Origin of the sequence: Micromonospora humi (genome assembly GCF_900090105.1) — a bacterium.
Taxonomy (GTDB): Bacteria; Actinomycetota; Actinomycetes; order Mycobacteriales; family Micromonosporaceae; genus Micromonospora; species Micromonospora humi.
On the sequence record NZ_FMDM01000003.1, the window covers coordinates 278,049 to 291,362 of the forward strand.

15 protein-coding genes are annotated in these 13,314 nt (G+C 72.6%); 8 read left to right on the top strand and 7 right to left on the bottom strand.

Annotation, left to right across the window (positions count from 1 at the left end; genetic code table 11):
* Nucleotides 1–14: 14 nt before the first annotated feature.
* Nucleotides 15–1,823, bottom strand: a complete 1,809-nt coding sequence (locus GA0070213_RS07225) for an AMP-dependent synthetase/ligase (RefSeq protein WP_091060133.1) — start codon at nt 1,821–1,823, stop codon at nt 15–17.
* 97 nt (nt 1,824–1,920) lie between these two features.
* On the opposite strand from GA0070213_RS07225, the gene GA0070213_RS07230 reads away from it, so the two are divergent.
* The 6 genes from GA0070213_RS07230 to GA0070213_RS07255 all read left to right on the top strand — a co-directional run bounded on the left by GA0070213_RS07230 (nt 1,921) and on the right by GA0070213_RS07255 (nt 7,586).
* The gene (locus tag GA0070213_RS07230) at nt 1,921–2,376 is read left to right on the top strand and encodes an SRPBCC family protein (RefSeq protein ID WP_091059360.1); all 456 of its coding nucleotides are present in this window, start codon (nt 1,921–1,923) and stop codon (nt 2,374–2,376) included.
* A 42-nt stretch (nt 2,377–2,418) separates the two neighbouring features.
* Nucleotides 2,419–3,072, top strand: coding sequence for a hypothetical protein (locus GA0070213_RS07235; RefSeq protein WP_091059363.1), 654 nt, complete (start codon nt 2,419–2,421; stop codon nt 3,070–3,072).
* A 73-nt stretch (nt 3,073–3,145) separates the two neighbouring features.
* Nucleotides 3,146–4,093, top strand: a complete 948-nt coding sequence (locus tag GA0070213_RS07240) for an ROK family glucokinase (protein WP_091059365.1) — start codon at nt 3,146–3,148, stop codon at nt 4,091–4,093.
* A 1-nt stretch (nt 4,094) separates the two neighbouring features.
* Nucleotides 4,095–4,796, top strand: a complete 702-nt coding sequence (locus tag GA0070213_RS07245) for an endonuclease/exonuclease/phosphatase family protein (RefSeq protein WP_091059368.1) — start codon at nt 4,095–4,097, stop codon at nt 4,794–4,796.
* A gap of 562 nt (nt 4,797–5,358) precedes the next feature.
* Nucleotides 5,359–6,765 carry a flavin-containing monooxygenase gene (locus tag GA0070213_RS07250; protein ID WP_091059372.1) on the top strand — a complete coding sequence of 469 codons (1,407 nt, stop codon included), beginning with the start codon at nt 5,359–5,361 and terminating at the stop codon, nt 6,763–6,765.
* The gene (locus GA0070213_RS07255; RefSeq protein ID WP_091059375.1) at nt 6,762–7,586 is read left to right on the top strand and encodes an alpha/beta hydrolase; all 825 of its coding nucleotides are present in this window, start codon (nt 6,762–6,764) and stop codon (nt 7,584–7,586) included. Before GA0070213_RS07250 ends, GA0070213_RS07255 begins: the two co-directional genes overlap by 4 nt.
* A gap of 15 nt (nt 7,587–7,601) precedes the next feature.
* On the opposite strand, the gene GA0070213_RS07260 is transcribed toward GA0070213_RS07255, so the two are convergent.
* The 6 genes from GA0070213_RS07260 to GA0070213_RS31820 form a co-directional block, all read right to left on the bottom strand.
* A complete protein-coding gene (locus GA0070213_RS07260) occupies nt 7,602–9,020 on the bottom strand; it encodes an alpha,alpha-trehalose-phosphate synthase (UDP-forming) (RefSeq protein ID WP_091059379.1) in 1,419 nt (472 codons plus the stop codon).
* Between the two features lie 174 nt (nt 9,021–9,194).
* Nucleotides 9,195–10,034 carry a DUF308 domain-containing protein gene (locus tag GA0070213_RS07265; RefSeq protein ID WP_091059382.1) on the bottom strand — a complete coding sequence of 280 codons (840 nt, stop codon included), beginning with the start codon at nt 10,032–10,034 and terminating at the stop codon, nt 9,195–9,197.
* A gap of 165 nt (nt 10,035–10,199) precedes the next feature.
* Nucleotides 10,200–11,450: a tyrosine-type recombinase/integrase gene (locus GA0070213_RS07270; protein ID WP_091059384.1), complete on the bottom strand. Its 1,251-nt coding sequence runs from the start codon at nt 11,448–11,450 to the stop codon at nt 10,200–10,202.
* Nucleotides 11,447–11,740, bottom strand: a complete 294-nt coding sequence (locus tag GA0070213_RS07275) for a hypothetical protein (RefSeq protein ID WP_091059388.1) — start codon at nt 11,738–11,740, stop codon at nt 11,447–11,449. Before GA0070213_RS07275 ends, GA0070213_RS07270 begins: the two co-directional genes overlap by 4 nt.
* 67 nt (nt 11,741–11,807) lie before the next feature.
* Nucleotides 11,808–12,212, bottom strand: a complete 405-nt coding sequence (locus GA0070213_RS31035) for a helix-turn-helix domain-containing protein (RefSeq protein ID WP_139128637.1) — start codon at nt 12,210–12,212, stop codon at nt 11,808–11,810.
* Nucleotides 12,209–12,334, bottom strand: a complete 126-nt coding sequence (locus GA0070213_RS31820; protein ID WP_217628595.1) for a ribbon-helix-helix domain-containing protein — start codon at nt 12,332–12,334, stop codon at nt 12,209–12,211. The genes GA0070213_RS31035 and GA0070213_RS31820 overlap by 4 nt, the downstream gene beginning before the upstream one ends.
* Nucleotides 12,335–12,815: 481 nt before the next feature.
* On the opposite strand from GA0070213_RS31820, the gene GA0070213_RS07280 reads away from it, so the two are divergent.
* Together GA0070213_RS07280 and GA0070213_RS07285 are read left to right on the top strand one after the other, a co-directional pair.
* A complete protein-coding gene (locus GA0070213_RS07280; RefSeq protein WP_091059391.1) occupies nt 12,816–13,031 on the top strand; it encodes a helix-turn-helix transcriptional regulator in 216 nt (71 codons plus the stop codon).
* Nucleotides 13,028–13,264 carry a DNA-binding protein gene (locus GA0070213_RS07285; RefSeq protein ID WP_245716294.1) on the top strand — a complete coding sequence of 79 codons (237 nt, stop codon included), beginning with the start codon at nt 13,028–13,030 and terminating at the stop codon, nt 13,262–13,264. The genes GA0070213_RS07280 and GA0070213_RS07285 overlap by 4 nt, the downstream gene beginning before the upstream one ends.
* Nucleotides 13,265–13,314 lie beyond the last annotated feature (50 nt).

The following is a 13,314-nucleotide window of genomic DNA, read 5'->3' on the forward strand; positions in this document are numbered from 1 at the left end:
CTGACGGATGGTAGTCAGCGCTGGTAGATCTCCGCGATCTCCGTGGCGTACGTCTTGTGCACGACCTGTCGCTTGACCTTCAGCGACGGGGTCAACTCGCCGGTCGCCTCGGTGAAGTCCTGCGGCAGGATCCGGAACACCTTGATCGCCTCGGCCTTGGAGACGGACAGGTTGGCCTGGTCGACCGCGGCCTGTACCTCGGCCCGCAGCGCCTCGTCGTCGCGCAGCTCGGCCACGCTGGTGGTCTCCGGGCGCCCGTGCCCGGCCAGCCACTTCGGCAGCGCCTCCTCGTCCACGGTGACCAGCGCCGCGATGAACGGCTGGCGGTCGCCGACGACCACACACTGGCTGATCAGGGGGTGCGCCCGGACCTGGTCCTCCAGCACCGCCGGGGCGACGTTCTTGCCGCCGGCGGTCACGATGATCTCCTTCTTCCGGCCGGTGATGCTGAGGTAGCCGTCCTCGTCGAGCTGGCCCAGGTCGCCGGTGCGGAACCAGCCGTCGGTGGTGAGCGCCTCGGCGGTGGCCGCCTCGTTGTGCCAGTAGCCCTGGAAGACGATGTCGCCGGAGATCAGGACCTCGCCGTCGTCGTCGATCCGGACGGTGACGCCGGGAAGCGGGCGGCCGACAGTGCCGATCCGGGTGCCGGTGGGCAGGTTCGCGGCGGCGGCCGGCGAGGTCTCGGTGAGGCCGTACCCCTCGCAGATGGTCACCCCGACACCGCGGAAGAAGTGCCCGAGCCGGGCGCCGAGCGGCGCACCGCCGGAGATGGCGTCGCGGCACCGGCCACCCATCGCCGCGCGCAGCTTGCCGTAGACCAGCCGGTCGAAGAGGGCGTGCTGGGCGCGCAGCGCCAGGCCCGGACCGCCGGGGGTCTCCTGGGCCTCGCTCCAGGCGATGGCGACCTTCTCCGCCCGGTCGAAGATCTTGCCCTTGCCGTCGGCCTCGGCCTTCTGCCGCGCGCCGTTGTAGACCTTCTCGAACACCCGGGGTACGGAGAGCACGAACGTCGGCTTGAAGTCCTGCAGCTCACCGACCAGGTTGCTGGTGTCCGCGCAGTGCGCCATGGTGGCCCGGGCCTGCACCACGCCGACCTGGATGAGCCGGGCGAACGCGTGCGCCAGCGGCAGGAACAGCAGGGTCGAGGCGCCCTCGCGGAACAGGTTCGGCAGCACCGGCACCGCGTTGGCGATGTCGGCGTAGATGTTGCGGTGGGTCAGCACGCAGCCCTTCGGCCGGCCGGTGGTGCCGCTGGTGTAGATGATCGTGGCGACGTCGTCGGCCGTGCGCATCGAGCGGCGCGCCTCGACCTCGGCCGGGTCCACCGAGGTGCCGGCGGCGACCAGCTCGTCCACCGCGTCCAGCTCGATCTGCCAGACCTCGCGCAGCTCGGGCAGCCGGTCCCGGACGCCGGCGACCAGTGTCGCGTGGGCGGTGCTCTCCACCACCACGGCCACCGCGCCGGAGTCGCCGAGGATCCAGGCGGCCTGCTCGGCGCTGGAGGTCTCGTAGATCGGCACGGTCACCGCGCCGGCGGCCCAGATCGCGTAGTCGAACAGGGTCCACTCGTAGCGGGTGCGGCTCATCAGCGCGACCCGGTCACCGGGGGAGACGCCGGCCGCGACCAGGCCCCGGGCCACCGCGACCACCTCGTCGCGGAACTGCCGGCAGGTCACCTCGACCCGGGCCGCCGGGCCGGCGTCGCCGGGGATCCGGACGAACTGCACGGCGTCCGGGGCGACCTCGGCGTTGTCCCAGACCGGGTCGGTCAGGTTTGCCGCGTCGCCGACGGTGACGATCGGCGGAACGGAGAACTCGCGCACCTGCACTCCCTCGTGCTCGCACCGGCGGGGGCCGGCCTGGTCGGCTCAGTCGAAACCTACCCGCCCGCCTGGCCGGGCGGCCGGGTAGCCTCCCCCCATGGCGGACTCCTCCACCCAGTCGATCATCATCGGCGCGTCACCGGACCGGGTGGCGGCGGTCATCTGCGACTTCCCCCGCTACCCGGAGTGGACCGAGGCGGTACGGCACGCCGAGGTGGTCGAGGAGTACGAGGACGGCTACGCCAGCCAGGTCCGGTTCACGCTGGACGCGGGCGTGCTGGCCGACGAGTACGTGCTGGCCTACGAGTACGCCGAGGACATCTCCCGGATCGAGTGGCACCTGACCGCGCCGTCACGGATGCAGCGGTCCCAGCGCGGGTCGTACGACCTGGTCGAGAACCCGGACGGGACCACCACGGTGACCTACACGCTGGAGGTGGAGCTGTCGGTGGCGATGCTCGGCATGTTCCGTCGCAAGGCCGAGAAAATGATCATGGATGCGGCGTTGAAGCAGCTCAAGCGCCGGGTAGAGACACCCGGTGCGGCAGACTGATCCCGATCGCCGTCCCGGTCGTCACGCTTGAGGAGCCGAACCATGGGCACCACCGATCCGGGTTCGGCCCGGGAAGAGGCCGAGCGCCTCGTCGTCACGTTGCTGGCCACCGCGCGGCTCGCCGCCGCCTCGTCCGGAGCGGGCCGCGGTCCGCTCGACGGGATCCTCTCGGGTGTCCTCGGTCACAGCCCGGGCGACGCCCGTACCGGTTTCGCCACCGGCTCGCCGGAATGCTGCGTCTGTCCGCTCTGCCGCGGTATCGCGGCGTTGCGTGACCCGAGTCCGGAATTCGCCGAGCGGCTCGCCACCGGCGCCGGTGACCTGGCAGCCGGTGTGGCCAGCATGTTGCGCGCGTTCGCGCCGTCCACGTCGGGCCCACCGGCCGGGCCGACGGAGACGACCGGCCCGGCCGCGCCGACCGGCCCGGCCGATCCGCCGCCGGCCGGGTCCGCCGACCACGTGTGGCGCGAGGCCACCCGTACCGGGCATGATTCTCAGCCGGCACCCGAGCAGGACGTGTGGGCCGCCGCCACCCGGGGGGAGGGCGCGGCCGATCCGGGTGCCTCGGAACCGCCCGTCGACGCCGCCGGGCCGGACGCGCCGGCGGCGAGCCGGCCGCCGGCCGGCAGTCCAGTGGTGCCCGCCTCGCGGGCGCCCGGCGAGGCGGGCGCGGACGCACCAGGCGACGGGGCCTGACCACCGGACATCCCGGGAGCGCACGGCCGGTTCGGCCGGTGCCGGGGGAGCACAGCAGAGGGGAGTGGCAGCGGTGACGCTGACCATCGGAGTCGACGTCGGTGGCACGAAGGTGGCCGGCGGTGTCGTGGACGACACCGGCGCGGTACTCGTGCAGACGCGACGGGACACCCCCGCCGACGACGTGGCCAAGACCCGCGACGTCATCATCGAGGTGGTCACCGAGCTGTCCGCCGGCCGTACCGTGGAGGCCGTCGGCGTCGGCGCGGCGGGCTGGATCGACGCCTCTCGCTCCACCGTGCTCTTCGCCCCCAACCTGGCCTGGCGGGACGAGCCGCTGCGCGAGTACGTCGGCAACGCCACCGGCCTGCCGGTGATCGTGGAGAACGACGGGAACGTGGCCGCCTGGGCGGAGTTCCGCTACGGCGCGGCCCGCGACGCCGACGACTCGATGGTCATGTTCACCATCGGCACCGGCGTCGGCGGCGGCATCGTGCTCGGCGGTGAGCTGGTCCGCGGCGCCAACGGCATCGCCGCCGAGCTGGGGCACATGCTCACCGTGCCGGACGGCCACCAGTGCGGCTGCGGCCGACTCGGCTGCATCGAGCAGTACGCCAGCGGCAGCGCGCTGGTCCGCTTCGCCCGCGCCGCCGCCCGGCAGGAACCGCACCGGGCCACCGCGCTGCTGGAGCTGGCCGACGGCGAGGCCGAGGCGATCACCGGTCCGATGGTGACCGCCGCGGCCAAGGGCGGCGACCCGGTCTCCACCGAGGCGTTCGCCCAGGTGGGCCGCTGGCTCGGCACCAGCCTCGCCGACATGGCGCAGATCCTCGACCCGCAGGTGCTGGTGGTCGGCGGTGGCGTGATCGACGCTGGTGACCTGCTGCTCGGCCCGACCCGGCGGTCGTTCACCGATGCGCTGGCCCAACGCAGTCGCCTGCCCGTGGCCGAGGTGCGCCCGGCCGAGTTGGGCAACACCGCCGGCGTGATCGGCGCCGCCGACCTGGCTCGGCGGATCTGACGTGCCGGGCCCGGGGGTGCCGCTGCGGGTGCTGTCGTACAACGTCCACTCGCAGCGCGACGACACGGCCGCGCTGGGCGAGGTGGTCCGGGAGGCCGCGCCGGACGTGGTGATCGTGCAGGAGGGGCCGCGCCGGTTCCGGTGGCGGCAGAAGTGCGCCACGCTGGCCGACTCGTTCGGCCTGGTGGTGGCCGCCGGCGGCCTGCCGTCGCTGGGCAACGTGCTGCTGACCAGCCTGCGGGTGCGGGTCACCGACACCCGGTGCGAGCGATACCCGCTGACCCCGGGGCGGCACCTGCGCGGCGCCGCGTACGCGCGGTGCCGGGTGGGCGGCGTCGACTTCCTGCTCGCCGGCTCGCACCTGTCCACCGATCCGGCGGAGCGGCCCACCCAGGCGGCGGCGTTCAAGCGGGAACTGGCCGCGTCCCCGCTGCCGGTGGTGGCCGGAGCGGACCTCAACGAGGGGCCGGACGGGCCGGCCTGGCGGACCGTGGCCGAGGGGTTGACCGACACCGCGGTGGCCGCCGACCGGGCCGACCGGCACACGTTCTCCTGCGCCGACCCGCGACGCCGCATCGACGCGCTCTTCGTCGACAAGCGGATCACGGTGGTCGACTACGACGTGGTCGACACGCCGCGGACCCGCCGGGCCAGCGACCACTTCCCGGTCCTGGTCGACCTGCTGCTGCCGGCCGCCGGCTGACCGCCCCCGGGGCCACGGCCCGCGAGGGCCGGACGGGCGCCCGCGCCGGCCGTCGGCGACGGCGCGGGCGGTGCCTCGCGGGCGTGTGGCACGGACGGTGCGTCGCGGGCGGGTGCCTTGCGGGCGTGCGGCACGGGCGGTGCGGCGTGGGGTGGCGCGCGTGTGAGGCCGGAGGTGACGCCGAACGCCGCGACGGAGCGTGACGCACCGGCGGGCGGGAGGCGTCGCCCGTCGGTGCCTTTGCTCTGCAGCCACATGCGCAGCAGTCACCCGACGTGATGGTGGCGGCGACACCCGACGCGCGGGGGCGCGCGGGCTTGCGCAGCTCATGGCCGTGCTGCGTCGGTGGCTGCAGAGCAAAGGCGCGGACGAGGTATGCCCACCGCGCGGCCTCACCCTCACGCTGGGTGAGTAACCCGTGGTTACCGTGCGTCAGGCTGGTCGCGAGGCAGTGCCGTGCCGAAACCCGGACGGCGTTTCGGGGTGGCTGGACAACGGCGGGCATTCTCGGCAGGATTTCGCACCGACCGGCATGCGTGCCGCACAAAAGGAGAATTTCCCGGTGCCCTCCTCCACCGATACCGGCCGCCCCGACCCGGCCGCCGCGGCCGCCCCCGGCCGGGACGACCGGCCGGTCTCCGACCGGGGCGACACGGTCTGCGTCATCGGCGCCGGCGCCAGCGGGCTGACCGCCGTGAAGAACCTCCGCGAGGCCGGCTTCGGCGTCGACTGCTACGAGCGGGAGACAGGCGTCGGCGGGGCGTGGAACTGGCGGCACGACCGCAGCCCGGTGTACGCCAGCACCCACCTCATCTCGTCCCGGCCGTTCACCCAGTTCCCGGACTTCCCGATGCCCGACGACTGGCCGGACTACCCGCACCACAGCCAGCTGCTCTCCTACTTCGAGCGCTACGCCGACCACTTCGACCTGCGCCAGCACGTCTGGTTCGGCACCGAGGTGGTCCGGGTCGAGCCGGTCGAGGGCGACCGGTGGGACGTGACCACCCGCAGCACCGGCGGCTACGGACCGGAACGCACCTCCCGGTACGCCGCCGTGGTGCTCGCCAACGGCCACAACTGGTCGCCGAAGCTGCCCCGGTACGAGGGCCTGGCGGAGTTCCGTGGCGAGGTCATGCACGCCTCGTCCTACAAGGACCCGGCCCAGTTGCGCGGCAAGCGGGTGCTGGTGGTCGGCGCCGGAAACACCGGCTGCGACATCGCGGTCGAGGCGGCCCAGCAGGCGTCGCACTGCTGGCACTCCACCCGGCGCGGCTACTGGTACGCCCCGAAGTACGTCCTCGGCCGCCCGGCGGACCAGGTCAACGACACGCTGCTGGCGCTGCGGGTGCCGCTGCGGGTGCGGCAGTGGCTCTACCACTGGACGCTGCGGCTGACCGTCGGCGACCTGACCCGGTTCGGCCTCCCCAAGCCCGACCACCGGGTCTACGAGACGCACCCGATCGCCAACAGCCAGCTCGTCTACTACGTCGGGCACGGCGAGATCACCCCGATGCCGGACGTGGCCCGGTTCCACGACCGCAGCGTCGAGCTGACCGACGGCCGGCGGATCGACCCGGAGCTTGTCGTCTTCGCCACCGGCTACCTGCCGCGCTTCGAGTTCATGCAGGGCCGGGTGCTCGGCGACGAGGACGGCTCCGGGAAACCCCGGCTCTGGCTGAACGCGTTCAGCGCCGGCCTTCCCACGCTGGCCGTGGTCGGCCTGGTCCAGCCGGACTCCGGCATCTTCACCATCTCGCACTGGCAGAGCGTGCTCTTCGCCCGGCTGCTCACGCTGCGCGCCACCCGACCGGAGCGGGTCGCCGCGTTCGACCGTCGGGTCCGCGCCGGCCTCGGCGAGCGCTACTCGGCGAAGGTCAAGGACAGCACCCGGCACTGGTTCGAGGTCGGGCACGCCGACTACCTGCGCGCGCTGCAGAAGGCGCTGCACGAGCTGGAGGGCGACAAATGACCAGCGAGCGGGTGCGGGTGGTCCGGGGCTGGGAGTGGGCCCGGCCGGAGCGGCCGGTGCGCCGCGAGGTGCTGGCCGCCGTGCCGGAGCAGGACGAGGCCAAGCCGCCGCTGCTCTTCGTGCCCGGCTTCGGGCACGGCGCGTGGGCGTTCGCCGAGCACTGGCTCGGCCACGCCGCCGGTCGCGGTTTCCCGGCGTACGCGGTGAGCCTGCGCGGGCACGGCGGCAGCGAGCCGGCGCCGGAGGCCACGCTGCGCGCGTACACCCATGACGTGGTGCAGGTGGCGGCGAGCCTGCCGCGGCAGGCGGTGCTGGTGGGGCACGGCGCCGGCGCCCGGGTGGTGACCCACGCGCTGGCCCGCTACCCGGCGCGGGCCGCGGTGCTGGTGGCGCCGGTGCTCGGCGGCTGGGCGACGTTCGGCACGGCGTTGCGTCGCAACCCGGCCGGCACCCTGCCGGCGGTCTTCGGCGCCGGCCTGCGGCTCAACCGGCGGCAGCTGTTCAGCCGGGAGCTGCCCGACGCGGACGCCCGCCGGCACGTCGCCCGGCTGGGTCGGGCCGGCCGCCGCGCGCAGTGGCAGCTGCTCACCGGCCGGCAGCCGGAGCCGGCGGTGGGCCGGCCGGCGATGCTGGTGCTGGGCAGCCCCGACGACCGCATCCTGCCGGCGACCGCGCTGACCAGGGCGGCCCGCCGGTACGCCTCGGCGCCGCTGCTCTTCCCCGGCATGGGCCACGACCTGATGCTCGACGCCCGCTGGCGGGAGCCGATCGACGCGATCCTGGACTGGTTGGACAAGGACCCGGCGCCCACCTCCGGGTGAGCGCCGGGTGCCGGCTCAACGCGCGGCGGGCCGGCGGCCGACCAGCGACCCGCTCTCCTCGAGCGCGCTCAGGTAGGACGCCGCCCAGGCGTGGATGTCGTTGTGCGCCAGGTGCTCCCGCATCGCGCGCATCCGGGCCGCCACGTCCTCCGGGCCGGCCCGCAGCGCGGCGAGCAGCCCCTGCTTCAGGCCGTCCAGGTCGTGCGGGTTGACCAGGTACGCCTGCTCCAGCTCGGCGGCTGCCCCGGCGAACTCGCTGAGCAGCAACGCGCCCGTGCCGTCGACGCGGGCGGCCACGTATTCCTTGGCGACCAGGTTCATCCCGTCGCGCAGCGGGGTCACCGCCATCACGTCGGCGACCCGGTACAGCGCGACCAGCTCGGCCCGGTCGAAGGGCTGACTGAGGTAGTGGATCGCGGGCTCGCCGACCCGGCCGAACTCGCCGTTGATCCGGCCCACCTGGTGCTCCACCCGGTCGCGCAGGATCTGGTACTGCCCGACCCGGTCCCGGCTGGGCACCGCCACCTGCACCAGCACGGTGTCCCGGACCTTGACGTCGCCGCTGGCCAGCAGCTCGCGGTAGGCCTTGAGTCGCTGCTCGATGCCCTTGGTGTAGTCCATCCGGTCGACGCTGAGGATCACCTTCTCCGGCTGGCCGAGGTCCTGCCGGAGCCGGCGGGCCCGGTCGGCGACCTCGGGCCGGGCGGCGAGCGCGGACATCTCGGCGGTGTCGATGGCGACCGGGAAGGCGCCGATGCGCACCACCCGGTCGTCCACCCCGATCCGCCGGTCGGTCGCGGACAGGCCGAGCACCTTCGCGGCGAGCTGGGCGAAGTTGTGCGCGGCCTGGGCCCGCTGGAAGCCGATCAGGTCGGCGCCGAGCATCCCGCGCAGCAGCTCGGAGCGGCGGGGGAGCTGCATGAACAGCTCCGGCGGCGGGAACGGCACGTGCAGGAAGAACCCGATCCGCAGGTCGGGGCGGAGCGCGCGGAGCAGGCCGGGCACCAGCTGGAGGTGGTAGTCCTGCACCCAGACCAGGCCGCCCGGCTCGGCCGCCTCGGCGGCGGCCTCGGCGAACCGTTGGTTGACCCGCTGGTACGCCTCCCACCAGCGGCGGTGGTATTCCGGCTGCTCGACGGCGTCGTGGTAGAGCGGCCAGAGGGTGGCGTTGGCGAAGCCCTCGTAGTGGTCGCGGAAATCCTCGGCGCTCAGCGGGACGGTGCGCATCCGGACGCCGTCCACGTCGGGCAGCTCGGGTGCCGGGCCGGTGCCACCGGCCCAGCCCACCCAGGTGGCGGGCGTGTGCCGGAGCAGCGGGTGCAGGGCGCTCACCAGGCCGCCGGGGCTGCGGCGCCACTCGAAGGCGCCGTCCGGCGCCACACTGTCGTCGATGGGGAGGCGGTTGGCCACCACCACGAGGGGGCTCTGTCGCATCTCAGGCAATCCGCTCAGCAGGGGTACCGGCGACCGGATCAAGCGCAAACCGGACAGCCGGTGCGGGACGTGACGTGCAGCGGTATTCCTACTGACCGTAAGTTACACCCCTGTTACACGTACGACCCAGGGCGTGCGGCGTCCCGCGATCCGGGCACGGCGCCCGGACGGCACTCAGACGACGGCGCCGTCGTCCGGGTCGTGGTCGTCCCGGTCGCCCGGGCGCAGCCGCCAGACGAGCATCACGAACCCGGCCAGGATGCCGGTGAACCCGAGCAGCGTCACCACCTTCGGGTCGACCAGCGACATCACGGTGGGGGACAGGAACAGCAGGAAGCCGAGCACGATGCTGAGCACGCCCAGCACCGCGTATTTCGAGAAGCGGGGCAGCGGGGGCGGCGGGGGCGGGGTGTAGTGCTCCTCCTCCGACGCGTCGTCCGGCAGGCCGGCGCCGAACGTGTCCAGGCCGTCCAGCAGGGAGGGCTCGTCGTGCCGGTCGCGGCTGACCGAGATGCCGGAGACGTCCGCCGCGTAGGGCAGCCGGCGGATGTCGGTGGCGGTCGGACCGGACGGCTCCTCGGTGCGGCCGGTGGGGCCGCCGCCCGGCGTGGCCGGGTCGTCGACGTCCTCGGCGGCCGGCCAGGGGTGACTGCCGGCGCTCGGCGCGCTGTGGAACCCGGCCACGATCTTGGCCCACTCGGCCTCGATGTCCGGCTCGTCGGCGCGCGGCTGTTCGGTGCCGCCCTCGTCGGCGAGCTGGGTGAGGTAGTCGCGGGCGGTGGTCAGGTGGAACCGGTCGACGTAGAGCCGGTCGACCGGGCGGGCCGGGACCGTGGTGGTGCGGGTCACCGGGTTCAGGTCGGCGGAGGGCTGGAGGTAGGCGGCGATGCCGCCGGCGGCCAGCACGTCGAGCAGATGTTCGCCGACGCGCGGATCGACGTCGCCCGCGACCGCGTACTCGGCCGCGTCGAGCCCGTTGTCCCGCCGCCCTCGGCGAGGCCCGCCCCCTGACACCGGACACCCCCTTCACCGCGGCCTGACGTCGTGCCCTGAATCCTGACACGTCGGGGCCCGGTTCCGGGAGTGCGTTGTGGCGCGGCGTACGAAGTCAGAGGCCCTGTCGCAGGTCGCGACAGGGCCTCTATGTCGGTTTTTGCTAATCCTTTGCTAACAGGAACATCAGCCGGTGGCGCTGCTCAGGCGCTTGGCGATCGCCTCGACCACGATCCGATGCTGCCCGGCGGACAGGTGGCCGTACTGCTTCGCCGTGAAGTTCGGGTTGGTGTGACCCATGACCTTCGACAGGGCGGCCATCTGCACCCCGACGTCCAACCCAGTTGAGGCGAACGTGTGCCGCAGGTCGTGGAACCGCAGCCGAGGCAACCCCGCCTGGTCGGCCAACCTCCGGAACACCCGCCCGACCGTGTCCGGGAACAGCGGCTTCCCGTCCTCGTGGGTGAACACCCAACCGCCGTCCGCCCACGCCGGCCCCCACGCCAGCCGGTCCCGGTTCTGCTGCGCCCGCCACTGCCGCAGCACCGCGACCGTCTCCGGCGCGAGCGGCACCAGGCGGTCACCGGCTGCGGTCTTCGGCTGCTCGATGACCGCGACCTGCCCGGCGACCACCGTCCGCTGCCGCCACACCCGCAGCGTCCCGCCGTCTAGGTCGACGTCCGCCCAGCCGAGCGCCAGTAGCTCACCGCGCCGCAGCCCGGTGTAGATCGCCAGGTGGATCAGCGGGTGGAGCCGGTCGCCGCGTTGGCCGAGCCAGTCCAGGAACTGCTGGCCCTGCTCGGGGGTCCAACATGCGGTTTTCTTCTCCGCCCCGCTGGGCAGTTCCACCAACCGGGCGACGTTGCGAGGTACGAGGTTGTTCTTCTCGGCGCTGCCGAGGCAGCTCGCCACGATCGCGTGCATCCGGTGGACGCTGGACGGGGAGAGCGGCCGGGGTGCCGTCCCACCGGTCCGGGCGGCCCGCTCGATCTGCGCCTGACGGTCCCGGACGATCGCCGCGTACGCCTTCTCCAGGTGGGCTGGGGTGAGGTCTTTCAACTTGTACCGGCCGAGCTGCGGCACCAGGTGCAGCCGAAGGGCGTCCCGGTGGGCTCGGGCGGTCGACGGGCGGAGCTTCCCGAGCGCGGTCTTGCCGGCCAGCCACTGCTCGGACCAGTCGGCGAAGGTCAATCCGGGTTTGCTGCTGACCTTCCCGCTGCGGGCGGCGGTCGCGGCGTCTTCGCGTGCCTTCTTCGCTTCCTGGCCGCTGGCGAATCCCCCCTTGGTGACCTGGGGCCGTCGGCCGTCCGGTCCGGCCGGCAGCACCAGGTGGAACGACCAGGTGTGGACGGTGCACTTACCGGCGGGGCAGGCGGAGTTGCAGCGCTGGAACACGCCGGGGACCTGCTGGCCTCGGTAGATGTACGGCCGGTTCACCGCTGGTTCCTCCTCTTGTCGCGGGTGTTGATCGCGGTGCCGTGGACGCCGGGAGGCAGCGGCTGCCCGGTCGGGGTGTCTTCTTCGCGTTCGTATTCCTGCGGGTCGGGTCGGGGGCCGTAGACGAAGACGCGGACGGCGGTCCGCAGGTCGTCGAGGTCTGCGCTGGTCAGTTCGGGGTATCCGTGCCGCAGTAGGGCGGTCCGCAGGTCGACCAGCAGCCCGAAGGACAGCCGGTGGTCGGGGTCGTGGTGGGGGACGGGGTAGTTGGTTGTGGTTTCCTTAGCCACGGGTCGCCTCCTCGTTAGGCGGTCAAGGCCCCGGGCGGGTGTGTGCAGCACCGGCTCGGGGCCGCTCTCATCGCTCGTCGCGCAGCGCCTGATTGATTCGCTTCCAGACGGTGGTTCGGTCGATTCCGACGTCCTTTGCAATGCTGGCGATAGTCATTCCGTCGCGTCGCAGCGCGAGGCACTTATCCGCCTGCTCTTTTCTCTGCTCGGTGCTGTACCGCCAACTCGGCTGATCAAGGCTGGGTTGCCAATCTGGATCTGCTGCTTGGGCAATCCGCTTTTTGACGGTGCGCTCAGCAAGACCAGCATCCCGGGCGATCTTCCCGACCGCTTCGCCGGCACTGAATCGAGACAGGCAATAACGCCCTTGCTCAATCTGCGCTTCCGGTGGGTACGGCTCGTGCAGACTGCGCCGCACCACAAGCGCGTCTGCGACCCGCTCGGCGAGGCCGTCGGATGGTTCCTGGCTCATCTTGCGGGCTCCTGGTCGCGGCGGTTGAGGTACTCGGTGATGGCCTCGCGGATCAGGAAGTTGACCGGCCGGCGGTCCTGCCGGGCGGCCTGCTCCAGGTTGGCCTTCATAGGGGTGGGCATCAGAAGCCACACTTTGGCGTCGTTCTTAGGGGTGGGGTCCAATTCGGGTGCTCCTCGAATAGGGTTCGATTTGCGGAACCCCTCGTTCCCCAGGGTGGGTAGGGAACGAGGGGTCCCACAGAAAATCCCACCACCGGATCACATCCGGACACAATCCTGTGCTGATCCGGATGCATTGGATTCGCTGGGCAGCGAGGGGAAGCCTTGCTGTTTCACGTGGAACTCTCAACACGCGGTGTGTGGGGCAAGCGTCACATTGCCCGAGAGTTAATCGATGCGGTTAGCTTGGAGCCGCAAAAGAGCGACAGTGGCCCAGAGGACCCTTCGGGGAGAAGCACAGGCCCAACGGCTACGGCCCGAGGGAGCGCCGGAGACGGCGTTGCCAGCGAGACGCCCCGCGTAGAGGGACGGCACTGCCGAGACCAACCGCCCACCCCGGGCGGAGGCTCGGCCGTGCGCTCCCGACACCGGGAGAACTCTCATGACCAGAAGGCGATTCTCGCCGCACGCCCTCCGCGCCCGCCGCACCCAACTCGGCGTCAGCCAGAAGAAGCTCGCTGAGGTGCTCAACGTCGCCCCCGCCACCGTGTGCGACTGGGAAAACGGGCGGAAGACGCCGGCCAACCACCGGCTGCCTGACCTGGCGACCGTCCTCTACTGCCCGATGGACGACCTGTTCGAGGCGGTGGCCGCGTGACCGTCAACGTCCCCACCATCGAGCAGGTCCGGGCGTACCCCGTCACCGTCGACCTCGTCCCGACCGCAGGAAGCTGCTTCGGACTCGGCCGCAACCTGTCGTACGACCTCGCCCGCCAAGGTGCGTTCCCGTGCCCCGTCCTGCGGCTCGGCCGCCGGCTGGTCGTCACCCGCGCCGCACTGCTCCAGGCCCTCGGAGAGCCCACCGAGGCCACGGACGGCGGTGCCCCGTGAGTCAGGTACAGAGAAGCCCCCAGGAAACCGCCACCACGGAAGGCGACCAC

Excerpts from the sequence above, each read along its gene's own strand:
- GA0070213_RS07230 (WP_091059360.1), top strand. The coding sequence starts at position 1,921 with ATGGCGGACTCCTCCACCCAGTCGATCATCATCGGCGCGTCACCGGAC.
- GA0070213_RS07280 (WP_091059391.1), top strand. The coding sequence starts at position 12,816 with ATGACCAGAAGGCGATTCTCGCCGCACGCCCTCCGCGCCCGCCGCACC.
- GA0070213_RS07255 (WP_091059375.1), top strand. The coding sequence starts at position 6,762 with ATGACCAGCGAGCGGGTGCGGGTGGTCCGGGGCTGGGAGTGGGCCCGG.
- GA0070213_RS07235 (WP_091059363.1), top strand. The coding sequence starts at position 2,419 with ATGGGCACCACCGATCCGGGTTCGGCCCGGGAAGAGGCCGAGCGCCTC.
- GA0070213_RS31820 (WP_217628595.1), bottom strand. The coding sequence starts at position 12,334 with ATGCCCACCCCTATGAAGGCCAACCTGGAGCAGGCCGCCCGGCAGGAC.
- GA0070213_RS31035 (WP_139128637.1), bottom strand. The coding sequence starts at position 12,212 with ATGAGCCAGGAACCATCCGACGGCCTCGCCGAGCGGGTCGCAGACGCG.
- GA0070213_RS07260 (WP_091059379.1), bottom strand. The coding sequence starts at position 9,020 with ATGCGACAGAGCCCCCTCGTGGTGGTGGCCAACCGCCTCCCCATCGAC.